The sequence below is a fragment of the Chelatococcus sp. KU-N122 genome, assembly GCF_055391085.1.
In genome coordinates this window covers 3,181,628-3,206,880 of sequence record NZ_AP043981.1, presented here as the reverse complement: position 1 = coordinate 3,206,880, position 25,253 = coordinate 3,181,628, and the positions used below count along the sequence as shown (strand labels likewise).

General features: G+C 70.1%; 24 protein-coding genes and 2 pseudogenes. 9 read left to right on the top strand and 17 right to left on the bottom strand.

Going from position 1 to position 25,253, the window contains the following annotated elements; translation table 11 throughout:
* Positions 1–131: 131 nt before the first annotated feature.
* The 5 genes from ACZ5PO_RS14370 to ACZ5PO_RS14350 all read right to left on the bottom strand — a co-directional run bounded on the left by ACZ5PO_RS14370 (position 132) and on the right by ACZ5PO_RS14350 (position 5,359).
* Positions 132–899, bottom strand: coding sequence for a glucose 1-dehydrogenase (locus ACZ5PO_RS14370; protein ID WP_464194537.1), 768 nt, complete (start codon positions 897–899; stop codon positions 132–134).
* 16 nt (positions 900–915) lie between these two features.
* Positions 916–1,746: an SDR family NAD(P)-dependent oxidoreductase gene (locus ACZ5PO_RS14365; protein ID WP_464194535.1), complete on the bottom strand. Its 831-nt coding sequence runs from the start codon at positions 1,744–1,746 to the stop codon at positions 916–918.
* Complete coding sequence (locus ACZ5PO_RS14360; protein ID WP_464194533.1) at positions 1,739–2,089, bottom strand: NIPSNAP family protein; 351 nt, start codon at positions 2,087–2,089, stop codon at positions 1,739–1,741. The genes ACZ5PO_RS14365 and ACZ5PO_RS14360 overlap by 8 nt, the downstream gene beginning before the upstream one ends.
* Before the next feature lie 181 nt (positions 2,090–2,270).
* A complete protein-coding gene (locus tag ACZ5PO_RS14355) occupies positions 2,271–3,509 on the bottom strand; it encodes an ABC transporter substrate-binding protein (RefSeq protein ID WP_464194531.1) in 1,239 nt (412 codons plus the stop codon).
* A gap of 140 nt (positions 3,510–3,649) precedes the next feature.
* Complete coding sequence (locus ACZ5PO_RS14350; RefSeq protein ID WP_464194529.1) at positions 3,650–5,359, bottom strand: FAD-dependent oxidoreductase; 1,710 nt, start codon at positions 5,357–5,359, stop codon at positions 3,650–3,652.
* A 201-nt stretch (positions 5,360–5,560) separates the two neighbouring features.
* Here ACZ5PO_RS14350 and ACZ5PO_RS14345 point away from each other — a divergent pair, with 201 nt between their 5' ends.
* On the top strand, positions 5,561–6,469 hold the full coding sequence (locus tag ACZ5PO_RS14345) for a helix-turn-helix domain-containing protein (RefSeq protein WP_464194527.1): 909 nt from the start codon (positions 5,561–5,563) through the stop codon (positions 6,467–6,469).
* Positions 6,470–6,755: 286 nt separating this feature from the next.
* Here the strand turns inward: ACZ5PO_RS14345 and ACZ5PO_RS14340 are convergent, their stop codons facing one another.
* Positions 6,756–7,394, bottom strand: a complete 639-nt coding sequence (locus ACZ5PO_RS14340; RefSeq protein WP_464194525.1) for a TetR/AcrR family transcriptional regulator — start codon at positions 7,392–7,394, stop codon at positions 6,756–6,758.
* Between ACZ5PO_RS14340 and ACZ5PO_RS14335 the strand changes: the two genes are divergently transcribed.
* Positions 7,375–8,379 carry a crotonase/enoyl-CoA hydratase family protein gene (locus tag ACZ5PO_RS14335; protein ID WP_464194523.1) on the top strand — a complete coding sequence of 335 codons (1,005 nt, stop codon included), beginning with the start codon at positions 7,375–7,377 and terminating at the stop codon, positions 8,377–8,379. The genes ACZ5PO_RS14340 and ACZ5PO_RS14335 overlap by 20 nt on opposite strands.
* 116 nt (positions 8,380–8,495) lie before the next feature.
* Here the strand turns inward: ACZ5PO_RS14335 and ACZ5PO_RS14330 are convergent, their stop codons facing one another.
* The 4 genes from ACZ5PO_RS14330 to ACZ5PO_RS14315 all read right to left on the bottom strand — a co-directional run bounded on the left by ACZ5PO_RS14330 (position 8,496) and on the right by ACZ5PO_RS14315 (position 10,949).
* Complete coding sequence (locus tag ACZ5PO_RS14330) at positions 8,496–8,786, bottom strand: hypothetical protein (protein ID WP_464194521.1); 291 nt, start codon at positions 8,784–8,786, stop codon at positions 8,496–8,498.
* Between the two features lie 305 nt (positions 8,787–9,091).
* Positions 9,092–9,448, bottom strand: coding sequence for a hypothetical protein (locus ACZ5PO_RS14325; RefSeq protein ID WP_464194519.1), 357 nt, complete (start codon positions 9,446–9,448; stop codon positions 9,092–9,094).
* Positions 9,449–9,660: 212 nt separating this feature from the next.
* Positions 9,661–10,329, bottom strand: coding sequence for a nitroreductase (locus ACZ5PO_RS14320; RefSeq protein ID WP_464194517.1), 669 nt, complete (start codon positions 10,327–10,329; stop codon positions 9,661–9,663).
* A 107-nt stretch (positions 10,330–10,436) separates the two neighbouring features.
* Positions 10,437–10,949, bottom strand: coding sequence for a DUF2244 domain-containing protein (locus ACZ5PO_RS14315; RefSeq protein ID WP_464194515.1), 513 nt, complete (start codon positions 10,947–10,949; stop codon positions 10,437–10,439).
* A 45-nt stretch (positions 10,950–10,994) separates the two neighbouring features.
* Here ACZ5PO_RS14315 and nth point away from each other — a divergent pair, with 45 nt between their 5' ends.
* Complete coding sequence (nth, locus tag ACZ5PO_RS14310; RefSeq protein WP_464194513.1) at positions 10,995–11,783, top strand: endonuclease III; 789 nt, start codon at positions 10,995–10,997, stop codon at positions 11,781–11,783.
* A gap of 46 nt (positions 11,784–11,829) precedes the next feature.
* On the opposite strand, the gene ACZ5PO_RS14305 is transcribed toward nth, so the two are convergent.
* A complete protein-coding gene (locus ACZ5PO_RS14305; protein ID WP_464194511.1) occupies positions 11,830–12,633 on the bottom strand; it encodes an undecaprenyl-diphosphate phosphatase in 804 nt (267 codons plus the stop codon).
* 487 nt (positions 12,634–13,120) lie between these two features.
* On the opposite strand from ACZ5PO_RS14305, the gene ACZ5PO_RS14300 reads away from it, so the two are divergent.
* The 3 genes from ACZ5PO_RS14300 to ACZ5PO_RS14290 are packed head-to-tail and all read left to right on the top strand — an operon-like array spanning position 13,121 to position 15,872.
* Positions 13,121–13,813: a glutathione S-transferase family protein gene (locus tag ACZ5PO_RS14300; RefSeq protein ID WP_464194509.1), complete on the top strand. Its 693-nt coding sequence runs from the start codon at positions 13,121–13,123 to the stop codon at positions 13,811–13,813.
* A gap of 26 nt (positions 13,814–13,839) precedes the next feature.
* Positions 13,840–14,988, top strand: a complete 1,149-nt coding sequence (gene queG / locus ACZ5PO_RS14295) for a tRNA epoxyqueuosine(34) reductase QueG (protein WP_464194507.1) — start codon at positions 13,840–13,842, stop codon at positions 14,986–14,988.
* Positions 14,985–15,872, top strand: a complete 888-nt coding sequence (locus ACZ5PO_RS14290) for an SDR family oxidoreductase (RefSeq protein ID WP_464194505.1) — start codon at positions 14,985–14,987, stop codon at positions 15,870–15,872. The genes queG and ACZ5PO_RS14290 overlap by 4 nt, the downstream gene beginning before the upstream one ends.
* 56 nt (positions 15,873–15,928) lie before the next feature.
* Here the strand turns inward: ACZ5PO_RS14290 and olsB are convergent, their stop codons facing one another.
* On the bottom strand, positions 15,929–16,870 hold the full coding sequence (gene olsB / locus ACZ5PO_RS14285) for a l-ornithine N(alpha)-acyltransferase (protein WP_464196832.1): 942 nt from the start codon (positions 16,868–16,870) through the stop codon (positions 15,929–15,931).
* A 287-nt stretch (positions 16,871–17,157) separates the two neighbouring features.
* Positions 17,158–17,412, bottom strand: a complete 255-nt coding sequence (locus ACZ5PO_RS14280; protein WP_464194503.1) for a hypothetical protein — start codon at positions 17,410–17,412, stop codon at positions 17,158–17,160.
* A gap of 214 nt (positions 17,413–17,626) precedes the next feature.
* Between ACZ5PO_RS14280 and ACZ5PO_RS14275 the strand changes: the two genes are divergently transcribed.
* Complete coding sequence (locus ACZ5PO_RS14275; protein WP_464194501.1) at positions 17,627–18,745, top strand: CaiB/BaiF CoA transferase family protein; 1,119 nt, start codon at positions 17,627–17,629, stop codon at positions 18,743–18,745.
* Between the two features lie 13 nt (positions 18,746–18,758).
* On the opposite strand, the gene ACZ5PO_RS14270 is transcribed toward ACZ5PO_RS14275, so the two are convergent.
* Complete coding sequence (locus tag ACZ5PO_RS14270; protein ID WP_464194499.1) at positions 18,759–21,152, bottom strand: heavy metal translocating P-type ATPase; 2,394 nt, start codon at positions 21,150–21,152, stop codon at positions 18,759–18,761.
* A 90-nt stretch (positions 21,153–21,242) separates the two neighbouring features.
* On the opposite strand from ACZ5PO_RS14270, the pseudogene cueR reads away from it, so the two are divergent.
* Positions 21,243–21,614: pseudogene (cueR, locus tag ACZ5PO_RS14265) on the top strand (Cu(I)-responsive transcriptional regulator); the annotation flags it as partial.
* A 93-nt stretch (positions 21,615–21,707) separates the two neighbouring features.
* Here cueR and ACZ5PO_RS14260 read toward each other — a convergent pair.
* The 3 genes and pseudogenes from ACZ5PO_RS14260 to ACZ5PO_RS14250 form a co-directional block, all read right to left on the bottom strand.
* A complete protein-coding gene (locus tag ACZ5PO_RS14260; protein ID WP_464194497.1) occupies positions 21,708–22,412 on the bottom strand; it encodes an adenosylcobinamide-GDP ribazoletransferase in 705 nt (234 codons plus the stop codon).
* Between the two features lie 336 nt (positions 22,413–22,748).
* Positions 22,749–23,873, bottom strand: coding sequence for a cobyrinate a,c-diamide synthase (locus ACZ5PO_RS14255; RefSeq protein WP_464196830.1), 1,125 nt, complete (start codon positions 23,871–23,873; stop codon positions 22,749–22,751).
* A gap of 110 nt (positions 23,874–23,983) precedes the next feature.
* A pseudogene (locus tag ACZ5PO_RS14250) lies at positions 23,984–24,082 on the bottom strand (hypothetical protein); the annotation flags it as partial.
* Positions 24,083–24,108: 26 nt separating this feature from the next.
* Here ACZ5PO_RS14250 and ACZ5PO_RS14245 point away from each other — a divergent pair.
* A complete protein-coding gene (locus ACZ5PO_RS14245) occupies positions 24,109–25,242 on the top strand; it encodes a cobalt-precorrin-5B (C(1))-methyltransferase (RefSeq protein WP_464194495.1) in 1,134 nt (377 codons plus the stop codon).
* The last annotated feature ends 11 nt before the right edge of the window (positions 25,243–25,253 follow it).

The window sequence follows — 25,253 nt, the reverse complement described above, 5'->3', positions numbered from 1 at the left end:
GACACGGGCGTCGTCGAGCGAAGGGCGGACGTCGATCGGCAGCCTCGCCGCCGGCCCGCGGCCGCCCGTAACGCCCCTTGCGCGCCGCGCCCGGAAGCGCCCGGCTTGAGGACGAGGCGCCGGAGGCGCCGCTATCCCGCGGCCGATGCGTCCCCCGCGTCGCCGAAGGCGCTCCAGCCGCCATCGACGCTGAGCACCGAGCCGGTCACGTAGGACGCAGCCGGTGAGCACAGGAACCAGGCGGCTTCCGCGATCTCGGCAGGCTCGGCGAGGCGCCCCAACGGAATGCGCCGCTCGAGCTTGCCCCGATCGACCCGCCCCGCCGCCTCGAGCTTGCGGACCAGGGCGGTGCCGACGAAGCCCGGCGCCACGGCGTTGACGCGAATGCCGAGCCTCGCCCACTCGCAAGCCATGTTCCTGGTCATGGCGATGATGCCGGCCTTGGCAGCGCCATAGGCGTTGCGCCGCGGCAGGCCGGTGAGGCCGGCGATCGAGCTGAGGTTCAGGATCGCACCACCGCCGGCGGCGGCCATGACGCGCGCCGCTTCGCGGGAGGCGACGAAAGTGCCGTTCAGATGCACCTTGAGGATGCGGTCGAAGCTGTCGACGCCCTGTTCCAAGGTCGGCAGATGGCTGTCGCCGATGCCGGCGTTGTTGACGAGGATGTCGAGCCGGCCCGCCCGGGCCGCGGCATCGGCGATCAGCTCGACGACGGCGGCCTCGTCCGCGACGTCGGCGCCGAAGGCGAAGTGGCCGGAGCCCAGTTGCTGCGCACGCTCCTGCGCCCGCGCCAGGTCGATATCGGCGAGCCCGACGGTGCAGCCTGCGGCGGCGAACCGCTCTGCGATGGCCCAGCCGATGCCGTCGGCTGCGCCAGTGATCAAGGCGACTTGGCTCATGGGCCCTCCCGCTGGTTCAGACGGATGATGCGGCGCTACCCGCGTCGAAGCCCGGCCGTGGGATCAGGTTCATCAGGGCGCGCGTGAAGCCGCCGTCGACGGTGATCTCGTCACCGCTGACATAGCTCGACCAGTCGCTGGCCAGGAACAGGACGGCGTTGCAGATGTCGTCCGGCATGCCGATGCGGCCGAGCGGCACCACCACCTCGCGCCGTTCCCGCACGCCGGGCGCATCGTAGAAGGGCTGGCTCAGCGGCGTGACCACCAGGCCCGGGCTCACCACGTTGCTGCGGATGCCGGCCGGCCCCCATTCGGTGGCGAGCTGCCGCGACAGCATGACGATGCCGGCCTTGGTGACGCTATAGGCGCCGCTGAAGCCCTGGGCGTGGCTGCCGGCGATGGACGCCACGTGGACGATGCTGCCGCCGCCGCGCTGCCGCATCTGGGGCCCGAACGCCTGGGCGCAGAGGAAATAGCCGGTCAGATTGACGGCAAGAAGCGTGTTCCACTCGGCGAGCGGCAAGGTGGCGAGCGGCCCGGGCCGCAGCAGCGCGGCGTTGTTGACCAGAACTGCGCAGGGCCCAAGCACCTGCTCGCTCGCGGCGGCCGCGGCGGCCACGCTCGCGGCATCGGACACGTCGCAGGGAATCGTGACCGGCTCGATATCGGCTGGCCCGATCGCCGCGCGGGTGGCGGCGAGGGCCTCCGGATCGCGGTCCAGCAGCGCCACGCGGGCACCGGCAGCGGTGAGCCCGGTCGCGATGGCGCGGCCAAGGCCGCCGCCGGCCCCGGTCACCGCGCAGACGCGTCCCTTCAGGTTCAGACGATCCGCATCGGTGTCAGCCATGCTGCGTCCGCTCCGCGGCCAAGGACGGCAGAACGACGCGCCGGATCAGCCTGTTCTCCTGCGCCGTGATCAGGTGCGCGGAGGCCTGCAAGTAGGCCGGCCAGTCCGGGTCCCTGTCGCGGGCCGCGTGGCGGGCCTCGAACTCGCCCATGTCGTCGAAGCCCCAGAGATGGACGACCTGGTTGAGCGGCCCGACGGCGCTGGTGAACATACCGAGCGGCGCGCCCAGGTACCTGAGCTGCACCGGCATCGCCAGCCTGTCGAAGACGTCGAGAAACTCGGCCATGCCGCGCAGGCGGATGGTGTAGGTGCGCAGGTCGACGATCGCCTTGTCAAAGGGCATGGGACCTCCTGTATTCGGTTAAGCTGAATCGGAGCGTTGCCTGTTGTCTTGAGAGGATGGATGGCCGGATCAAGTCCGGCCATGACGGCATCAATGCAAGGCGCAAGCCTTCCCGCGTCATGGCCGGGCTTGACCCGGCCATCCATCCACTAGGAACTTCAAAGTTCTCTGCTCGCTGTCCTCAAGTCTTGACCAGCGCGCAACCGCCCTCCGTGATCGGGCGGAACGCCTCGTCCGCGGGCAACGTCGAGACGAGGTTGTAGACATCGCCTGGCCCCTTGCTGTCTGCCGGCGCCTTGACCTGGAACAGGTAGGCCGGATGAATCTTGCGGCCGTCGGCCCGGATGCTGCCGACACCGAAGCAGTCGTCGTCGGTGGGCATCTTCTTCATCACGTCGATGACATCGCGGCCGGACGCCTTGGCGCGCTCGACGCCGAGCTCCTTGACCGCCTTGAGGTAGTGCAGAACGCCGGCGTAATCGCCTGCCTGGCTCATGTTCGGGAACACGCCGGCGGGCAGCTTCGGCCTGATCCGCGCCATGAAGGCGCGGGTGCGGTCGTTGAGATCCCAGTAGAACGTCTCGGTGAGCGACAAGCCCTTGGCCACCGGCAGCCCCATGCCGACGACGTCGGTGATGTAGCCCACCATCGCGGCGAGGCGGATCCCGCCGCTCTCCAGCCCGAACTCCTGCGCCTGCTTCAGGCACGAGATCAGCTCGCTGCCGGAGTTGGCGAAGGCGAGCACGTTGGCGCCGCTGCTCTGCGCCTGCAGCAGGAAGGAGGAGAAATCCGTCGTCGTTCCCAGTGGATACTTCACCGAGCCGACGACCTTGCCGCCGGCCGCGAGCACGAACTTGGACGCGTCCGCCTGGGCCGCGTGGCCGAAGGCGTAGTCGGCCGTGATGAAGAACCATTTGTCGCCGCCGGTCCTGACCAGGGACGTCGCGGTGGAATGCGCCAGGCACCAGGAGTCCCAGGACCAGTGCACCCAGTTGGCGCTGCAGCTCTTGCCCGTCAGATCCGAGCTGCCCGCGGTGGTGATGACGGCAGCCTTCTTCTTCTCTTCGAGGATGCCGCGGCTGCCCAGCGCGATGGCGCTGTTGCCGACATTCTCGATCATGTCGACGTCGCCCTGGTCGAACCACTGCCTGATGACGGCAAGCCCGATGTCCGGCTTGTTCTGGTGGTCGGCGACGATGAGCTCGACCTTGATGTCCGGGTTCTGGGCGGAGAACTCGTCGACCGCCTGGCGGGCGCAGGCGACCGTGGTCGGGCCCGAGACGTCCCGGTACACGCCCGACATGTCGGTGATGACGCCGATGCGGATGGTCTTGGCCGCCTGGGCGCGGGTCAGCGTGGCAGGGGTCGCGGCGGCGGCCGCCAGGGCGCCCGTCACGAACGTACGGCGATCAATCGTCAATTCAGCATCCTCCCGGGGGTTGTTTCGTCTCGTTGTCCTGGGGCACCGCCTCGCTCACGGCGGCGCAACGCTCGTCGGTTCGCTCAAGAGCGCCGTGTGCCTGACGACGGCTCCATCCACGGCGGAGGCTGCGCCGGCCCTCATGGATCCACCCCGGCCAGGTGCCGGCCGGTGATGTAGCCGAACGTCATGATCGGGCCGAGGGTGATGCCGGCGCCGGGATAGTTGCCGCCCATGATGCTCGCCCGGTCGTTGCCGACGGCGTAGAGCCCGGGGATGGGGCGACGATCGTGGCCGAGGACGCGTCCGACCGTGTCGGTCAGCAGCCCGTCGAAGGTGCCGAGATCGCCCATGAGCAGCGGCAGCGCATAGTACGGGCCCTTGCCGATCGGCCCGACGTTGGGGTTGGGCCGGTGATCGGGGTCGCCCAGGAAGCGGTTGAAAGCCGTCGAGCCGCGGCCGAATTGCGGATCGTCGCCTCGCTCGGCGCCGGCATTGTAGCGGCGCACCGTCTCCTCCAGCCCCGCCGCATCGATGCCGGCGGCCCGGGCGAGATCGGCCAGGGTCGCCCCCGTCTTCAGGTAGCCGTTGCGTGTGTAGAGCTGGATCGGGACAGGCGACGGCTTGGCGTAGCCGAGGCCGTACTTGCGGATGGTCGCGTGGTCGCAGACGAGCCACGCGGCGGCATCGCCCTGGCCCTCGCCGTCGCGGATCATGGCCGCCCCCACGTCGTGGTAGGAATTGGCTTCGTTGGTGAAGCGCAGGCCGCGCCGATTGACGGCGATGATGCCCGGCTTGTAGCGGTCGACGAGGTGGGGGAAGACGCCGGTGCGGCCGTTGCCCAGTGGCACCTTGGAGACCGGCATCCACGCCGCCGCCGCCGGATAGCGCTCCTCGAACGCCGCGCCGACCTGTTCGGCCATGCGGATGCCGTCCCCGGTGTTGCTCGCCGGCGTCGGCGACAGGTGGCTGCCGCCGCGAGCCAGGTGCGGATAGAGTCGCGCCACCCGCGCCTCGTCGTGGGGAAAGCCGCCACTGGCGAGGACGACGGCCCGGCGCGCCGCGATGCGATGCTCCCCGCCGGCGTCGCGGACGACGACGCCCTTGATCTCGCCGCCCTCGCGCCACAGCTCGCGGGCCTCGGTCTCGGTCCGGATGGGAATGCCGAGATCGAACACCGTCTTGGCCAGCCGCGCCACCAGGGCGTTGCCGCTGGTGATCTGGACGCCGCGGCCGTGGAGGGCGAGGTCCTTCATGTGGCTGGCGAGCCGCCTGCCGACGTAGGCGGCGGACGTGAGCGAACGGGTGGCCTTGAAGAAGTGCTTCAAGTCTTCGTTCGACGAGTTGAACATCATGCCGATGAAAGTGATGGTTTCCAGCGGCGGACGCAGCCGCTTGATCTCCGGCCCCAGCTCGCGCGCATTGAACGGCGCGGCGGTGACCGAGCGGCCGATCTGGGCGCCGCCGTCCACCTCCGGATGGTAGTCGGGATAGCCCGAGAGGACGAACTTGACGGCGGTCTCGCGCTCGAAGAAGTCGAGCGCCTCCGGCCCCTTGTCGAGGAAAGCCTCGACGGCGTCGGGCTGGAAGAAATTGCCGGTTTCGTTCTTCAGGTAGGTGCGCGCCGCCTCGCGCGTATCCGTCACGCCGGCAGCTGCGGCATGGGCGTTGCCGGGCACCCAGAGCACGCCGCCGGAGAAGGCGGTGGTGCCGCCGAAGAACTTGTCCTTCTCGATGACGATGACGTCGAGGCCGTGCTTGGCAGCGGTGATCGCCGTCGACAAGCCCCCTGCCCCCGAGCCGATGATCAGCACGTCGCAGCTCGACGCGCCGGCGTCCTGGCGTTCCATCCCTGTTCCCATGAGTGGCCGCACGATGAGTGGCCGCACGATGCGGCTGTCGGGCGGTCTCGACCGCGTCCGCGCCGGGGCGCGGCGATCTGCTGGTGAAGCTATCGGCTGGCGGGCCGGACGCAATGGACGCAAGCCGAAAAAAATTGCACTTTTCCCGTGCTGCCTCCTTGGCGGACCAGTTATCGAATGGTCAGTTCTATGAACCAGCAGATCCCGATCGAGCGCCACTTTCTCTATGGCGAGCCTACGCGTGAGGTCGAGCCACGGTTCATGCACGTGGAGCCGATCCGCCTTCGGAGCGGTCAGCATGACTGGACGATCGCTCCCCACGCGCACGCGGACTTGCACCAAATCCTGTTCGTCACGGCTGGCGGCGGCACCATGCGCGTCGAGGGGACGCCCTTCGCGATCGAACCTCCGGCGCTGCTGTTCGTGCCCTCGCACGCCATCCACGCCTTCGACTTCGCGCCGACCACCGACGGCTGGGTGATCACCGTCGCAGCCGCCCTCGTCGCCGAGATCTCGCGCGGCGAGACGCTCATCGGCATGCTGCTGAAGCGCGCGCACTGCCGGAACGCGCTGGACCGCAGCGCCTGCGAGACGCTGGCGCAGGCCTTCACGGCGCTGTCCCAGGAGTTCGTCTGGTCGGCGCCGGCGCGCATGCTGGCGATCGAAGCCGAGCTGATCCGCATTCTGGTGGCGGCCGGCCGGCTCGTCGACCACGGCAGCCGCGACGCCGCCGCGCCCTCGGCCGACACCGAGCTCATGGAGCGCTTCAGGCATCTGATCGAGCTGGATTTTCGCCGGCCCCAGGCGGTGGCGTCCTATGCCCGCAAGCTGTTCGTGACCGAGGACCGGCTGCTGGCCGCCTGCCGGCGACGGTTCGGCGAGCCGCCGCAGAAGCTGATCCATCGCCGCATCATGGTCGAGGCGCAACGCTGGCTGATCTACACCCACATGCCGGTGGGCGAGATCGGCAAGGAGCTCGGCTTCCGCGATGCGGCCTACTTCTCACGCTTCTTCAAGGCGAGAACCGGCCAGACGCCGCGAGATTTCCGCGAGCGGCATCTCGGCATGCTGCGGGAGGACGAGGGCCGCGCGACTTGATCAAACCGACCCGCAAAGTATCAAAATAACTTGGCAACGTTACGAGTGGCCTGCTTCAGCCAGTTTGCAAGGAATGTGCAACAGTGATGCTGTACAGAGATGAACCGTTTGGGCCACGGCGACGGTTTGATTTTCAAGAGGATGGATGGCCGGGTCAAGCCCGGCCATGACGGCATCAAGGTCGGGCGCAAGGTTTCCAGCGTCATGGCCGGGCTTGACCCGGCCATCCATCCGCTCAAAGACACAAGACCTCGATGCAGACTAGAAAACGATCTGAATTGCCCAACTAGCTCTTTGCGCTTCTTTTACTTTCGCTCTGCTCGAGCATCAGCCGCATCGCCTCCGTCCAGGCGCCGATGAGGCGCTTGCGCCGCGCTGCCGAGCTGCCGAGGTTCTCCGAAATGGCCAATCCTCGCACGAAGTGCTGCGTCATGGTGACCACCTCGGTGTAGGCGTCGGCATCGGCCCACATCCCGAACAGGTCCGCAGAGACCCGTTCGATGTCGCGCCGCGCGGCGCGCTCGGCGGACACCAAGGTCTGCTTGAGCGCCGCGTCCGTCCTGGCCACCGCCCAGAGCTCGAGCTCGGCAAGATAGGCGGGCTGGCGCGCGGCGAAGGCCAGCGCATTCACGGCTGCTTCCAGCGGGTCCTTCGGCCTGGCCAGATTGGCAAGCGACCGCGCGACGGCCTGCTCGTTCCGCCGCACCAGCTCGGCGACGCTCGCGGCCAGCAGCAGCGCGTGGCTCGGAAAGTAATGCAGCAGCGCTCCCCTGCTCACCTGCGCGCGCCGCTGCACCGCGAGCGTCGTCGTTCCGGCGACGCCGACATCGATCAGGCAGTCGACCGCCGCCTCCAGAAGTCTTTCGCGGACGCCGATTTCACCGCCATCGTCTTTGCCTCGGGACGTGCTTTGCCTCGACTTCACCGCGCGCTCCCTTCGACAGTCAGCGTTGACTGTACCCTTCTGCATGTTACAGTCAACGCTGACTGCCAATCATCCAAGGGAGGAGCTTATGCCGCATTTTTCGAGCCTGACGATAGGCCCCGACAGCGCCAATGCGAGAGTGGCCCGGCTCACGCTGAACCGGCCCGAGCGCCTGAATGCCATCACGGACGTCATGCCGCGCGAGATCCGTGAGGCGGTCGAGTGGGCCCAGAACAACGACGATATCCATGTCATCATCGTCGAGGGAGCCGGCAAAGGATTCTGCGGCGGCTACGATCTCAATGCCTCCGCGGAGCAGACGATCGACCATCCGTGTCAGCAGGAGAGCTTCCCCTGGGACCCGCTCGTCGACTTTGCCACCATGAAGCGGAATACGGACGACTTCATGAGTTTATGGCGTTGCCCGAAGCCGACCATCGCCAAGATTCACGGCGCCGCCGTCGCGGGAGGCAGTGACATCGCCCTTTGCTGTGATCTCGTCGTCATGGCCGACGATGCGCGCATCGGCTACATGCCGACGCGCGTATGGGGGTGTCCGACGACCGCGATGTGGACCTTCAAGCTCGGGCCCGTGCGAGCCAAGCAGCTGATGTTCACCGGCGATGTGATCGACGGCCGGACCGCCGCCGAATGGGGGCTGGCAAACCTGTCCGTTCCCCTGAACGAGCTCGACGGCGCCGCCATGAAGCTTGCCGCGCGCATCGCCGGCGTGCCCAAGAGCCACCTGGCCATGCACAAGATGGTGGTCAACCAGGTCATGCAGACCATGGGATTGGAGCAGACGCAAACGCTCGCGACACTCTTCGACGGCATTACCCGCCATAACCCGGAGGGGCTCTGGTTCCGACGCTACGCGCAGAACCACGGCTTCAAGGCCGCGGTCGAGTGGCGTGACAGCGGGCGCCCGATCCCCGAGGGGGACGAGGCGCGCGCGGAGATCAGCCGGCTCGGCCAAACCGGATAGGCTCTGACGGCCGCGGGCTGGCGCATGTCCCGATCAGATGTACGCACCTGATCGGGACGGAATGCTCCAACTCCTTGAATTCGGATTGGATGAGCCGGCGCGAGCGCCAGACGCGGCTATGCGGCGTTGCCGAGCGCGATGACGACGCCCGTGAATTCAGGCCTGTGCGGCGCCAGGGCCGCTCGGGTTTCGTCGCTCCAACGCGCCACCTGGACGACCCGTCCCGTCTCTTCGCCTGGTTCGTCGTGCTCGTCGGGCTCCACGATGGCCAGGCCGCCCGCGCTGAGAAAGAACGTGTGCTCACCGAACACGTCACTCAGCTGCCGCATCAGCGGATGGTTGTCGGGCACCACCTGCGCGTCCAGCTGGCTCAAGGCTTGCTCGACACGTTCCGATGCAAGTTTCATGGTGTCCTCCTTCTCCGGATCGACGCGCGCGGTCCGCAACTCGTCCCCGCCGATCTCTTTCCGGTTTAGAGCGCGCCCTGATCGGGTGAAACCGCCCGACCAAAGAAAATCGCTCCGGCTTCAAAGATTTTTCGCGCGCCTATCCGATCGGATAAGTCCATTTTATCAGGACGTTAGCTTAGGAATTCTAGCTATTCGCGTCGGATGCAAAGAACTGATGGCACCTTGACCCGACCGGGTGACCTGACGTGATCGGGAATGCCGTCAGCGCGCGGCCCCTGCTGTCCGCTGCGCCGCGTGAGGGGTCAGGCCCCTGCCGTCTTGGTCACCAGCGTCAGGTTGCCATCGTCATCAAGCGCGGCGGCGATCACTTTCGACGTATCGAGCCCCTTTTCCTTCAGCGCCGACGAAGCCTGTGGGACGGCGTCGATCGTCCGACGCAACGTCTCCAGCTCTTGATCGCTCGTCTGCGCCAGCTCGGTGGCCACCTGTGATTGCAGCTTCGGCGACAGGTTGGCGACATCGATGATGGTGACGTTTCGGATGCGCTCGGCGAGCCGCTGGTTCGACTCCTGGCCGGTGCTGGGCGGCTCGGCGTAGGCGTAGACCGGAAGCGCGAGGGACAGCGCGGCGCTCGTGGCCAAGGTCGTCAGCATGCGCATGATCATTCCTCTCCGAGGCTGGTGGAGGATCATTTCTGAGCGAGCCGCCATGCTGCTGGGGAAATTCGATGATCGTCTGTCGCGAATGCGGTCGACCCGCGGAACCAGTGTGGTCACGGTGTGAAGGGAGGCTGCGCCGTAACCCCCTGATCCGGTCGACGGGCGCTCGGCTCGCGGCACGGCAGACCGCGAGTCCGTCGCCCGGCCACCCGTCAGTCGAAGCCGCGCAGCTCGCCCCAGACGTCGAAGGCGTCGCGCCGCGTGCGCAGCGCGTTGATCGGCGCGGTCTCGTCGCGATAGCCGAGGGCCATGCCGGCGAACACCATGTGATCGTCCGGCAGGCCGATCGCCGCCGCCACGGTCTTGGGATAGCGCGCCCAGTACTCCTGCGCGCAGGTGCCCAGCCCGCGCTCGATGGCGAGCAGCATCACCGTCTGCATGTACATGCCGACGTCGGCCCATTGCGGCGGGCCGACGCGCCGGTCGAGGCAGAAGAACAGGCCGACCGGCGCGCCGAACAGCTCGCCGTTGCGGGCGAGCTGGCGCAGCCGCGCCGGCTTGTCCTCGCGCGGAATGCCGATGGTGGCGTAGAGGTCCTCACCGCATTCGAAGCGCCGGGTGCGCAGCGGATCCCACAGGTCAGGGGGATACACGGCGTATTCCGGCTCCTCGCCGGCCGGGTTGGCCGTTGCCTGGCGCTTCAGCTCGGCCAGCGCCGCGCCGGCGAGCGCATAGACGCGCCAGGGCTGCAAATTGCCGCCGGAGGGGGCGTGGGACGCAGCCTCCAGGATCTGGCGAACGACGGCAGCCGGCACCGGCTCGGGCTTGAAGGCGCGCACGGAGATGCGGGCGGCGACGGCCGCCGACACGTTCATGGTCATGGTTTGGACTTGCTCCCATCATGATGCCGGCCGCTGGGCGCCTCCCCTGCCTGCGCCGGGGGGCGCGATCGGCAGCAACAGGCGCCGGCCAGCCGGCTGTGCAAGGGCTACTGAAACTCGCCGCGCCTGGCCCGGGCCAGCGCATGGGCAAGGGCGTCGGCGAAGGTCTCGCGCTCGGGCGCCGACAGCGCCTGGGCGATGGGCACCCGCTCGCCGCGCGACACGACGGCCAATCGCTGCAGGCCGAACTCGGGATCGTTGTCGCGGTCGAGGCGCGTCCACAGCGGGTTGAAGCGCCACTCGGCCGCCTCGCCCCGGTGCGACACCTTGCGCAGCAGCAGCTGCACGCGCGTCAGGATGACCTCTTCGAAGGCGCGCGAGCGATGGAAGCTCACGCGAAAAGCGATGTAGAGCGCCAGGAGGTCAAGGCCGAAGAAGCCGGCCACCGGCCACGCGCCCAGGATGACGAAGGGCAGGCTCGACACCACGCTGGCCAGCAGCACGAGGCCCATCACCAGCCGAAAGGCATTGGCTCCGAGCGACCGGTGCGGCGTGATGGTCGCGGCGAAGACGCGTTCGTCATCGCCCGGATCCTGCTTGCGGCTCGTCATGCCGTTCATCATAACGCTCCCATGACGGCAAAGAAGTCCCCCGGCGTGCGGAAAATGGCAGCAGCCCCGGCCTCCTCGGCGGGGAAGCCCGCTCCGGCCAAGGCGGCCGGACGCACGGGCAAGGCGGCTGCCAGCGGGCAGGCCGCCACCCCGGCCGGTCGCCCGCCCGGGCTCTCGCCGGAGGAGATCGACGAGGTGTTCCGGCGCTTCGCCGCCGCCGATCCCGAGCCGCTGGGCGAGCTCCACTACGTCGACCCGTACACGCTGCTGGTCGCGGTGGTGCTGTCGGCGCAGGCCACGGACGCCGGCGTCAACAAGGCCACGCCGGCGCTGTTCAAGCTGGCCGACACGCCCGCCAAGATGGTCGCCCTCGGCGAGGACCGGGTGCGCGACCTGATCAAGACGATCGGCCTGTACCGGGGCAAGGCGCGCAATCTGATCGCGCTCTCGCAGCTCCTGATCGCCGAGCACGGCGGCGAGGTGCCGCGGTCGCGCGAGGCCCTGGAGCAGTTGCCCGGCGTCGGCCGCAAGACCGCCAACGTGGTGCTGAACGTCGCCTTCGGCGAGCCGACCATCGCCGTCGACACCCATCTCTTCCGCGTGTCGAACCGGATCCCGCTGGCGCCCGGGCGCACGCCGCTGGCGGTGGAGCTGGGGCTCGAGGCCGCGGTGCCAGCGCGCTACAAGCTGCACGCCCACCACTGGCTCATCCTGCACGGGCGCTACATCTGCAAGGCGCGCAAGCCCGATTGCTGGCGCTGCCTGATCAACGACATCTGCCGCTTCACGCCGAAGACGCCGACGCCGGGCGAAGCCCGCGCCGGCGCGCGCATGCGCAGCTAGATCAGGGAGAAGCGCAGGACGCGCTTGTGCCGTGAAGAGGCGCCGCTCAGCCGAAGACGAGCAGGCCCGCGAGGCCGGCGGCGCCGACGATGATTCGCCACCAGGCGAAGACGCCGAAGCCGTGGCGGGAGATGAAGTCGAGCAGCGTGCGCACCACGATCAGGCCGGAGAAGAAGGCCATGACGAAGCCGATACCGATCAGCGCGCCGTCGTGGAGGCTCAGATCCTTGTAGCTCTTCAGCAGGTCGTAGGCGAAGGCGCCGGTCATCGTCGGCATGGCGAGCCAGAACGAGAACTCCGCCGCGGAGCGCTTGCTCGCGCCCATCAGCATGGCGCCGACGATGGTGGCGCCCGATCGAGACACGCCCGGGATCATGGCCAGGCACTGCACCAGGCCGATGCCCAGGTACATGGGCAAGGGGAAGCGCAGGGCGTCGTCGTGCTTCTTCTCGAGGTCGACGTTGTCGATGATCATCAGCACCAGGCCGCCGACGATCAGCGCCACGCAGACGACCCACGGGTTGAACAGCACGTTCTTGATGAAGCCGTGCAGCAGCGCCCCAAGGATGGCCGCCGGCAGGAAGGCGACGAGGACGCCGATGACGAATCGGCGGGCGCCGGGATCGTGCGGCAGCGCCGTCAGGATGGCGATGATCTTGCGGGCGTAGACCGACAGGATGGCGAGGATGGCGCCGAGCTGGATCAGCACCTCGAAGGTCTTGCCGTTCGACTCGAAGCCCATGAAGTGGCCGAGCAGCAGCAGGTGGCCGGTCGAGGAGACCGGCAGGAACTCGGTCAAGCCCTCGACCAGACCGAGGACCATGGCCTCGAATGCGTCGGACAGATTCATCGGGAAGCTCCGGAGCGCCTGCGCCTCGGTCGGGCCGCGTCGGCGGGGCTGTGCGCGCGTGCGGGGCTGCGCGCGCGTGTGGAATGGCCCACGCCTTCTACTCCTCCCCATGCAGAGATCAACGCATGGTTGGCGCCAAAGCGTCGAGGCGCGCCGGCAGCGGCAGCCGCGTGACCGGAATGCGCCTCCCGGCGGGCCCGGCGTTCACCATGCCTGCAGAGGGTGCAGGGCTGCCGGCAGCGAATTCGGTTGTCGCCAAGCCGGTGCGGCTCTATACGGGCCGCGCACGCTCCCGACGCTCGTCCCCCCAGATCGCGACGAGCAGACCCCACCGGCTCCTAGCCAACCCGACGCGGACCGCGATGCGACGAAGGCGATTAACGGCTCTTTGACCACATCGTGCTCCCATCCCTTGGATTTTCGATGACGTTGATGCCGATGGATCGCACCGATCCGGGCGCATGGACGTAATCCACGCCCGGCCCGCATGGCGACGCTTCATCACCATCCGCTTTGTCCGCATTCGCGCTTCATCCGGCTCGCCCTGGGCGAGATGGGCAGCGACGTGCAATTGACGGAAGTGCGCGCCTGGGAGCGGCGCGAGGAGTTCCTGGTCCTCAATCCGGCGGGGACGACCCCTGTGCTGGTGGAAGACCAGGGCTTCGCCGTGCCCGGCACAGCTCCCATCTCCGAATACCTCGACGAAACACGCGGGCTGGTGCTCGGCAAGAACCGCCTGCTGCCGGAGGACGTGGCGGCGCGCGTGGAGGTGCGCCGCCTGCTCGACTGGTTCAACGGCAAGTTCTTCGACGAGGTATCGAGCCACCTGGTCACCGAAAAGGTCTACAAGCGCTTCATGGCGTCGGACCTGGGCGGCGGGCCGCCGGACATGAACGCCATCCGTGCGGCACGCACCAACGTGCGCTATCATCTGCGCTACATCGGCTTTCTGCTCGGACGGCGGAACTGCCTGGCGGGCGAAACGCTCACCTACGCGGACCTCGCCGCGGCAGCGCACCTCTCCTGCGCCGACTACCTCGGCGACGTCCCCTGGAGCGAAGACGAAGCGGCGAAGGCATGGTATGCGCGGGTGAAGTCGAGGCCGTCATTCCGGCCACTGCTGCAGGACACGGTGCCCGGCATGGCGCCGGCGGCGATCTACACCGACCTGGACTTCTGAGCGGCGAAGCGCTGAAGCGCGCCGTCGTGGCCCGCGCCCGGGCCCACGGCTTCGACGTCGTCCGGGTGGCGGCCGCCGACAGCATCCCGGAGGCCGGGCCGCGGCTGGCCGCCTGGCTCGACGCCGGCCATCACGGCGCCATGGCGTGGATGGCCGACACAGCCGCGCGGCGGGCAAGCCCGAAAGCGATGTGGGACAAGGCCCGCTCGGCCCTGGTGCTCGGCCTCAACTACGGCCCCGACAGCGACCCGCTGGCCAGCCTCGCCGACGCCTCCCGCGCCACCATCTCGGTCTACGCCCGCGGGCGCGACTATCACGACGTGATGAAGGGCCGCCTGAAGCAGGTCGCCGGCCTGCTGGCGGCCAAGAGCGGGGCCGACGTGAAGGTGTTCGTCGATACGGCGCCGCTCATGGAAAAGCCCCTCGCCGCCGCCGCCGGCCTCGGCTGGCAGGGCAAGCACACGGTGCTGGTCTCGCGCGAGTTCGGCAACTGGCTGTTCCTGGGCGTGATCCTCAGCGAAGCGGAGTTGCCGCCCGACGAAGCCATGGCCGACCACTGCGGGACGTGCAGCCGCTGCCTCGACGTCTGCCCGACGCAGGCTTTCCCGGCGCCCTACCAGCTCGATGCCCGGCGCTGCATCTCCTACCTCACCATCGAGCACGCCGGGCCGATCCCGCACGAGTTCCGCACCGCCATGGGCAACCGCATCTTCGGCTGCGACGATTGCCTGGCCGTGTGCCCCTGGAACAAGTTCGCCCGCGACGGCCGCGACGCCAAGCTGGCGGCGCAGGCGGATCTCGATGCGCCGCGGCTCGACGAGCTCCTCAGCCTCGACGATGCCGCCTTCCGCGCCCGCTTCGCCGGAACGCCGATCAAGCGCACCGGCCGCGACCGGTTCCTGCGCAACGCGCTCATCGCCGCCGGGAATTCGGGCGACGTCGCCCTCCTGGAGGCTGTCGAGCGGCTGTTGGACGACCCCTCCGCCCTGGTCAGGGGGGCGGCGGTGTGGGCCTTCGGCCGCCTCGCCCCCGCCGCAACGGTTGCGGCCGTGGCGACGCGGCGCGGCCGGGACGCCGACGAGACCGTGCGGGCGGAGTGGGAGGCGCTGCACCATCATGGCCGGACCAACCCCGGCCAGGACTCTGGACGCTCCAAGATCGATAGCCACGCATGACCCAGCTCTTCGTCTTCGGCCTCGGCTATACCGCGCAAGCCTATGTCGCCCGCGCCAGCAGCGTGTTCGACCGCGTTGCCGGGACGGTGCGATCGCCCGCCCGCGCCGCGCATGCCGGCCTCCCTGCCGATGCCGTCCATCTGTTCGACGGCAGCGACGTGGCGACCCGATTCGATTCGGCGATCGGCCGGGACGTCGCCGCGGCCGATCTCCTGCTCGTCTCGGTGCCCCCGGACCAGGTGGGGGACCCGGTGCTGCGCTTCTATGCCGACGCCATCTCGACGGCGCCGCGCCTCAAGCAGATCGCCTATCTGTCGACGGTGGGCGTCTACGGCGACCATCAGGGCGCCTGGATCGACGAGGACGCGGCGCTGGCGCCCACCAGCGCCCGCAACGCCCGCCGTGTCGAGGTGGAGCAGCAATGGCTGGCGCTCGGCGCAGCCGCGGGAAAATCCGTTCAGGTCTTCCGCCTGGCAGGCATCTACGGGCCGGGCCGGAACGCCCTGGTCAAGCTGCGCGAGGGCACGGCCAAGCGCCTGGTGAAGGACGGCCAGGTGTTCAACCGGATCCACGTGGACGATATCGCGGCGGCCGTCGGCGCCGCCTGGCGCCGGGCGGCCGACAGCGCCGTCTGGAACGTGACCGATGACGAGCCCGGTCCGCCGCAGGACGTGATCGCCTATGCCGCCGGGCTGCTCGGGCTGCCGCCGCCGCCGGAGGTGGCGTTCGCCGAGGCGGATCTGACGCCCATGGCGCGCAGCTTCTGGGGCGAGAATAAGCGGGTGTCGAACCGGCGCCTGCGCCGGGACCTCGACATCGCCCTCACCTATCCGACCTACCGCGAGGGGCTCGACGCCCTCGCCGCCGCCGGCGAGGGCCGCTGAGGCCTATCGCCGGGCGCTGCGGCCGCGTATGACGCGGCCGCCCGCGGCATGGATCGCTACGCCGCGTGCCGGTTGGCCGACGGCCCGAAGTGGTTGATGTAGCGCTGGCTGATCCCGGACACCGGCAGGACGACGGCGACGTCCGTGGTGCCGAACTGGCGGTCGACGACGGCACCGTCGCCGAAGCTGGCGCCGAGCCTGAGGTAGCCCTTGATCAACGGCGGCAGCGATTGCATCGCCTGCTTGACGTTGACGGCCTCCTTGGGCAGCCGGTCCATGGCCACGTAGCGGTTGCCCAAGGCGCTCATGCGCCAGGGCTCCGGCGACCGGGCGTAGTGGTGGAGGAAGCTGAGCTGCAGCTCCAACTCCGCCGGATCCGTGCCCTCCAGGCTCGCACAGCCGAACATGGCGTCGATGCGATGGTGCAGGATGTAGGTCCACACGCCGTGCCAGAGCAACTCGACGGTGCGCTTGTTGCGGTAGGGCTTCAGCACGCACGAGCGGCCGAGCTCCAGGAAGCGCAGGCCGCGGTGGCGGTCGAGCAGCGGCTGCAGGTCGAACTCGCCCGTCGTGTAGAAGCCGAAGTTGCGATCGGCGGCCTCCTGGCGGAGCAGGCGATAGGTGCCGACCACCTTGGGCTTGCGCGGGGCGAACGGCTTGCGGTCGGCGGCGTGATCCAGCACCAGCAGGTGGTCGCAGATCGGGTCGAAATCATCCATGTCGCGCCGCGCCAGCATGGACGCCGCATTCGGCACCGCCGACAGCTCCTCGTAGAAGACCCGGTAGCGCAGCCGCTGGGCCCGCTTGATGTCCTTCTTGGTGGTGGCGAGGCGCACCTCGAGCGATCCGAGCCGGCCGAGGCAGGGATCGAGGCCTCCCTGGTCGGGCAGCCGATTCGGCAGCGGCACGAGGCCGGGCAGCAAGCGAATCGGTGCCCCCGCCCTCGGCGCCGGTCGCAGCGCAGAGGGAAGGAGCAACGGCTTGAAGACGTTGAGCATGGGCTTTGCCGCAGCCGGCGGCCAGCTCTCGCGCCAATTGTCGCGCATTGCAGGCGTATGCTCCCTTGGCGTTCGGACGGTTGCGACGAGGCCCTGGTTAACTGACTAAAGTTGGACGGAAGCATAAGCGTCCAAAGCTTTTATGACAATGCGGCCGCCGAGGTCGAGGTTCGGCCGTCAGTGTTGACTTGCCGGCAAACAAAAAGAGAGCGCCAGCATCCCGGCGCTCTCCGACCAGCTCGACGACTTGACGTGCGCGGCGCGACCGCAGCGGCAGCCGCGGCCGCTCAGTTCTCGCAGTTCGAGCAGATGCTGCCCATCAGGCGCTTCATCCGCGTGTTTTCCTTGTCGATCTCGTTGAGCTGCCGCGAATTGCTGCGCTTGACGTTGATGTTGTCGGCACGCTCCGCGTTGATCACCGAGTCTCGGGTCGGCTGGAGATGGCCGTTGTTGACCCGCGGCGCGCTCGGGTTGGTCTGCGCCGCCGCAGCGAACGACAGCACCAAGCCAGCCCCCACGGCGACAAATCTGATGATAGACACGACGTCCCTCACGCACTCGACGAGCCGCCAATATACATCAATTCGCCGGCGCCTGAAGATTTTTGGGACGGCGAAGGCGCGACGACGGCCCCGCTTTGACGCAAGTGACGGCGCGTGCCATGCGGGCGGTGGGGACTTGTGAATCCGGGCGCGTCCTTCGCGGTAGGCCGCAGCGGCCGCAGCGCAGCGGGGACAGAGCAGACAGGGCTGACTCATGCAAGACCTCGACGGCATTCTGGTGGTCTCGGTCGAACAGGCGGTGGCGGCGCCCTACGCCTCCTCGCGCCTGGCCGATGCGGGCGCCCGGGTCATCAAGGTGGAGCGTCGCGACGGCGATTTCGCCCGTGGCTACGACCGCTACGCACAGGGGCAGAGCAGCTACTTCGTCTGGCTGAACCGGGGCAAGCAATCGATCGCCGTCGACCTGCGCGATGCCGGCGACATCGCCCTGCTGCGGCGCATGATCGGGACGGCCGACGTCTTCATCCAGAATGCCGCGCCGGGCGTCATGGCTGGCCTGGGGCTCGATCCCGACGAGCTGCGGCGCGACAACCCCCGCCTGATCACCTGCACCATCACCGGCTACGGCGAAGACGGGCCGCTGAAGGACCTCAAGGCCTACGACCTCCTGGTGCAGGGCGAGACGGGATTGGCCGAGATCACCGGCAACGCCGCCGGCCCCGGCCGCGTCGGCGTGTCCGTCTGCGACATCGCCGCCGGCATGACGGCCCTGAACGGCATTTTGCAGGCGTTGATCGGCCGCGGCCGGACGGGTCTCGGCCGGCACGTATCGGTGTCGCTGTTCCATGCGCTGGCCGATTGGATGAACGTGCCGTTCCTGCAATTCGCCTACGGCGGCCACACGCCGGCCCGTATGGGCCTGAACCATCCCACCATCGCCCCCTATGGCGCCTATGCCTGCCGTGGCGCCCAGGCGATCCTGTTCTCCATCCAGAACGAGCGGGAGTGGGCCAAGCTGTGCAGCGACGTGCTCGGCAAGGCGCAGCTCACGCAGGACCCGCGCTTTGCCGACAATAATCTGCGCGTGGCCAACCGCCCGGCCCTCGACGCCGAGATCGACGCAGTGTTCTCCACCCTCGATCGCCAGGAGGTGGTTGAACGCATGGAGCGGGCGCGCATCGCCTACGGGCGCATCAACGCGCTGGCGGACCTGGCCGCGCACGCCCAGGCCCGCTTCATCGAGGTCGCCACGCCCGGCGGCCCCGTGCGCATGCTGGCACCGGGAGCACTGCACGACGGCGCCATCCTCGCAGCCGACGGCGTGCCGGCGCTCGACGCGGACGGCGCCGCCCTGCGGGCGGAGTTCGGCTGACGGCGTACGGGCGCTACAGCTTCAGCCGGCCGAGGCGGGCGGCGTTGGTGATGACGCTCACCGACGACAGCGACATGGCGGCCGCGGCGATGACCGGCGACAGCAGCAGGCCGAAGAGCGGATAGAGCACGCCGGCCGCGATCGGCACGCCGGCCGCGTTGTAGATGAAGGCGAAGAACAGGTTCTGCCGGATGTTGCGCATGGTCGCCTCCGACAGGTGCCGGGCCTTGGCGATGCCGGCGAGATCGCCCTTGAGCAGGGTGATGCCGGCGCTCTCGATGGCGACGTCGGTGCCGGAGCCCATGGCGATGCCCACGTCCGCCGCCGCCAGCGCCGGCGCGTCGTTGACGCCGTCGCCGGCCATGGCGACCACCTGGCCCGCGGCCATATGCCGGCTCACCACCGCCGCCTTGTCCGACGGCAGCAGCTCGGCCTCCACCGCGTCGATGCCCAGCCTGGCGGCGAGCGCCTCGGCGGTGGCACGATGATCGCCGGTCAGCATGACCACCCGGATGCCCTCGGCCTTGAGCGCGGCGAGCGCCGCCGGCGTCGTCGGCTTGACCGGATCGGCGACCGCGATCAGCCCGGCGAGGCGGCCGTCGACGGCCGCGAAGACCACGCTGGCGCCATCGCGGCGCAGCCCCTCGGCGGCCGCCGTCAGCGGGCCGGTGTCGACGCCGCGCTCGGCCAGGAAGGCCGCGCTGCCGACCGCGACCTGGCGCTGCTCGACCGTGCCGAGCGCGCCCTTGCCCGCCGGCGACTCGAAGCCGGCTACGGCCGCAAGCGCAAGCTTGCGGGCCTCGGCCCCCTCCACCATGGCGCGGGCCAGCGGGTGCTCGCTCGCCCGCTCGACACTGGCCGCGAGCCGCAGCACCTCGTCGGCGGTGAAGCCCTGCGTCGGCACGACCTCGGTCAGCGCCGGCCGCCCCTCGGTGAGCGTGCCGGTCTTGTCGATCATCAGCGTATCCACGCGCTCCAGCCGCTCGAGCGCCTCGGCGCTCTTCACCAGCACGCCGGCGGCGGCGCCGCGGCCGACGCCGACCATGATCGACATCGGCGTGGCGAGCCCCAGCGCGCACGGGCAAGCGATGATGAGCACGGCGACGGCGGCGATGAGCGCGTAGCTCAGGCGCGGCTCCGGGCCCCAGATCATCCAGGCGGCGAAGGCCAGCACCGCGACTGCGATCACCGCCGGCACGAAATAGCCGGCCACCCGGTCGGCGAGGCGCTGAATCGGCGCGCGGCTGCGCTGGGCCTGGGCCACCATCTGCACGATGCGCGCCAGCATCGTCTCCTGGCCGACGTGGGTGGCCACCATGACCAAGCCGCCGCTGCGGTTGATGGTGCCGCCGGTGACCTTGTCGCCCACCGATTTGGTCACCGGCATCGGCTCGCCGGTGAGCATCGCTTCGTCGACGGCGGCACGGCCGTCGATCACTTCGCCGTCCACGGGCACGGCCTCGCCCGGCCGCACCCGCAGCCGGTCGCCGACGGCGATGGCGTCGATCGCCACGTCCGCTTCGGTGCCGTCGGCGGCGATGCGCCGGGCCGTCTTCGGCGTCAGGTTGAGCAGGGCCTTGAGCGCGCCGCCGGTGCGCTCGCGCGCCCGGAGCTCCAGCACCTGGCCCAGCAGCACCAGCACGGTGATGACCGCCGCCGCCTCGAAATACACCGGCACGCTGCCGTCGTGGGCACGCGCCGCGGGCGGAAACAGGCCGGGCGCCAGCGTCGCCACCACCGAATAGGCCCAGGCGGCGCCGGTGCCCATGGCGATCAGGGTGAACATGTTGAGATTGCGGGACGTGAGCGACGCCCAGCCGCGCACCAGGAACGGCCAGCCCGCCCACAGCACTACCGGCGTCGCCAGCACCAGCTGGATCCAGTTGGACAGGCTGCCGCCGATGGCGTGGGTCCAGCCGAACAGATGGCCGCCCATCTCAAGCACGAACACCGGCAGGGTGAGCACCAGGCCGATCCAGAAGCGCCTGGACATGTCGGCCAGCTCGGGATTGGGCTGATCGTCGAGCGACACGACCTCCGGCTCCAGCGCCATGCCGCAGATCGGGCACGAGCCCGGGCCGACCTGGCGGATCTCCGGGTGCATCGGGCAGGTGAAGATGGTGCCGGCCGGCACGGACTTCGCCGCCGGCGCCGACCCGTGGTGATGGTGACCGTGGCCATGGGCACCCGCGGCGGCGTGGCTGGCGCCGGCGGCGAGGTAGCGGTCCGGCTCGGCGACGAACTTGCTGCGGCAGCCGGCGCAGCAGAAATGGTATGTCTGTCCCGCGTGCTCGGCGGAATGCTTGGCGGTCGCGGGATCGACGCTCATGCCGCAGACGGGATCGATCGCCGCGGCGGGGGCTGGCGCGGCGGCGTGCGCGCTGCAGCAACTGCTATGGTCGGCCATGGGGGCCCTCATCTTCATCCGGTTCTCTTGCAAACGACCGTGCACCTTCCCATCATGGGAAGGTCAAGCCCGTTGTCCGAGTGCCCCGTCATGAACATCAGCCAAGCCGCGACACGGTCCGGCGTGTCCGCCAAGATGATCCGCTACTACGAGCAGATCGGCCTCATCCCGGCGCCGGCGCGGCGCGACAGCAATTATCGTGACTACGACGTCAGCGACGTGCACCGGCTGAGCTTCGTGCGGCGCGCGCGCGACCTGGGCTTCCCGATCGAGCGCATCCGCACCCTGCTGGCGCTCTGGGGCGATCGCGGCCGCAGCAACGCGGAGGTCAAGGCGATCGCGCTCGCCCACGTGGAGGAGCTCGAGGCGCAGCGCGCCAGCCTGGACGAGATGCTGCGCGTGCTGCGCCACCTGGCCGACAGCTGCGAGGGCGACGGCCGCTCCGACTGTCCGATCATCGACGGGCTGGAGGGGCATGGGCCGCCGATCTGCGCGCCGGACCATCCTTGCCATGAGGCAGCTCGAGCGCAGGCGGTTCAAGCCCATGAGCCGAGCCTAACGGGCGAGACTCGCCGCGCAGAGCACGGCCACCTCGGCCCCCTGCTGGAGGGCGCCCAGGACGTCGCCGGTCTGGCCGCCGATGTGGCGCAGGGCCAGCCACGCCAGCACGGCCGCCCAGCCCGCCAATAGGCCGACCGCGATCAGCCAGGTGGCGAGGCCAAGCGGCAGCAGGGCCGCGGCGCCGAGCCCCAGCGCCAGCGCCGCGGTGCCGCCGCCGGGCGAGCCGGCCCGCGCGGCGAGACCGTCGGTGCGCGCCCGGGGCAGCGTCCGCATCATGGCCGGCAGCAGGCCGCGGCTCGCCGCGTGGGCCGCGATGAGCGCCACGATGGCCGCACCGGCCCCATGGGCCGCGAGGACGGCGGTCAGCGCCGACCAGCGCAGCAGCAGGACGAGGGCGAGCGCCACGACACCGTAGGTGCCGATACGGCTGTCCCGCATGATCTCCAGCTTGCGCGCCGCGGTCCTGCCGCCGCCGAAGCCGTCGGCCACATCGGCGAGGCCGTCCTCGTGCAGCGCCCCGGTGGCGAGGACGCCGGCGCCCAGGGCCAGAGCGGCGGCGACCGTGGGCGGCGCACCGGCCGCGTGCGCGGCGAGGAGGACAAGCCCGGCGATCAGGCCGACGGCAAGGCCGGCAACGGGCGCCGCCCAGATCGCCTGCGCGAGATCGGGCGGCCGATCAAATGGCGCCTCTGAAGCCATCAGCCTTTGCCGAACAGCGTAGAAGCGGCTGAACCACCCCCCACCCCTGCCCCTCCCCGCCACTTCGTGGGGGAGGGAGGAGCTTCGGCTTGCGAGCGTGGAGAGTTGGGTGGGGCCGCTGCCGAACGGCCTCCCCCTTGTGGGGAGGCTGTCCCGACCAAAGGGGAGGGACTGGTGGGGGTGGGGTCCAACCGCCTCGACGCTGGCTGAGGTTGCTCGGCCGCGCCATGCGGCAAGCCCCCCTCACCCGCGGGATCACTGGGCGACGTTGCCGCCGCGACCGGCAGGCGGGTGAAGAAGGCCAGGCATAGCCGGATGTCGGCGAGCGCCCGCATGTCAGGCCGACGCGATGGCGTGGAAGAAGGTGCCGGAGACGTGGCCGCGCCGGCCGCCGGCGGCGCCCAGAGGGCGGCCTTCGCCGTCCGCGAGGTCGGCGAGCGGCTCATCGGTGCCCGCGTCGGCGACGACGGCATAGTGGAACTCGTGGCCGCGCACCACCGCGCCGGCGGGCCCGAGCACGCCGGCCGTCCGCAGGGACGCCTCGCGATAGCCCAGGTTGAGCTTGCGCCGGGCATAGCTGGTGCTGTGGCCGAGCAGGCCGAGCATGGCGTGCGGAAGGCCGTCCGCATCGGCGAGCGACTGGCCGAGCACCATGTAGCCGCCGCACTCGCCGTGGACGGGCCGCGTCTCGGCGAACCGCCGCACGCCCGCCTTGAAGTGCTCGGCCGTGGCGAGCCGCCCCGCATGCAGCTCGGGATAGCCGCCGGGCAGCCAGCAGGCGTCGCACTGGTCGGGCGGCGGCTCGTCGGCGAGCGGCGAGAACGGCACGATCTCGGCCCCGGCGCGGCGCCAGCCCGCGAGGACGTGGGGGTAGATGAAGCCGAAGGCGGCATCGCTGGCGAGCGCGATGCGCTGGCCGGGCGGCGGCAGCGGCAGCGGAGGGGCATGTGCGCCCAGGTCCGGCAGTTGCTGGGCGAGCGCCAGGATGGCGTCGAGGTCGAGGTGGCGCTCGGCCACCGCCCTGAGCTGCGCCAGGCGCTCGGTGAGGTCGGCGTGCTCGGCGGCCTGCACCAGGCCGAGATGGCGTTCGGGCAGCGCCAACGCCGCGTCGCGGGGGATGGCGCCCAGCACGGGCATGCCCAGCGTTCGCATGGCGTCCGTCACCAGACGGATGTGCCGGTCGCTGCCGGCCCTGTTGAGGACGACGCCGGCGATGCGCACCGCCGGGTCGTAGCCGGCAAAACCGCGGGCGACGGCCGCCGCCGACTGCGACTGGCCGGAGATGTCGAGCACCAGCACGACCGGCAGCTCCAGCCGCGCGGCGACGTCGGCGGGGCCCCGGAGCGGCCGGGCCGGCCCGGGATGCCGTCGAACAGCCCCATGGCGCCTTCGGCCACGACGAGGTCCGCGGCAGCTGCCTCGTCGGCCAGCGCCTCGACGAGTGGTGCCGGCATCGCCCAGGTATCGAGGTTGAGCCCCGGCCGGCCGGTGGCGGCGGCGTGGAAGGCGGGATCGATGTAGTCGGGCCCGGTCTTCACCGCCCGCACGGCGAGGCCGCGCGCCGCAAAGGCGGTGAGCAGGCCGAGCGTCACCGTGGTCTTGCCGGCGCCCGAGCGCGGCGCCGAGACCAGCAGCCCGCGGGCGCGGGGCTCCGTCGCGGCAGCAGTCATCGCACACCTCTGCTATGACGGCGGCCATGAGCGAAGGTCCCGCCATTCCGCCGCCCGAGCCCGGAGCACCGGGCGGCCGGCCGCTGCGCCGCGGCTGGACCACCGGCGCCTGCGCCACGGCGGCCGCCAAGGCCGCGTTCGCCGCGCTTGGCGATGGGGCATTTCCCGACCCGGTGGCCGTCTCGCTGCCCGGCGGCCTGCGCCCCTCCTTCGCCCTGGCGACGACGCGCCTCGGCGCCGGCGAGGCCACGGCCGGCGTGGTCAAGGACGCCGGCGACGACCCGGACGTGACCCACGGCGCGCTCGTGCTGGCGACGGTGCGGCCGGCGCCGGCCGGCAGCGGCGTGCTGTTCAAGGCGGGCGCCGGCGTCGGCACGGTGACGCGGCCCGGCCTGCCGATCGCCCCGGGCGAGCCGGCTATCAACCCGGCACCCCGGCGCATGATCCGCGAGGCCATCGCCGAGGTCGCGGCGGCGACAGGCCAGCCCGCGGACGTGGAGGTGGAGATCTCGATCGCCGACGGCGCCCGCCTTGCGGAACGGACGCTCAACGGCCGGCTCGGCATCGTCGGCGGCCTGTCGGTGCTCGGCACCACCGGCGTGGTCATCCCGTTCTCGTGCGCCGCCTGGATTCACTCGATCCACCGCGGCATCGACGTCGCCCGCGCCATGGGCATCTCCCATGTCGCCGGCGCCACCGGCTCCGCCTCGGAGGCGGCGGTGCAAGCCCTGCACGGCCTGCCGGAGACGGCGCTCATCGACATGGGCGACTTCGTCGGCGGCATGCTGAAGTACGTGCGCACCCATACGGTGCCGCGGGTCACCATCGCCGGCGGCGTCGCCAAGATGACCAAGCTGGCGCAAGGGCTGCTCGACCTGCACTCCAAGCGCGGGCGGGCGGACATGCCGGCGCTCGCGGCGCTGGCCCGCGCCGGCGGCGGCTCGGCTGCCTTGGCGACGGCGATCGAAGCATCGAACACCGTCGCCGAGGCCTTCGGCCACGCCCAGGCGGCGGGCCTCGCGCTCGGCGACCTGGTGGCGTGGGCCGCCTGGACGCCGGCGGCAGCCACCCTCGCCCGTCCCGAGATCGCGCTCGAGATCGCGGTGTTCGACCGCGAGGGCCGCCTGGTCGGCCACGCGCCGTTCGCGCCGACGGCCTGAGCGGACGGGAG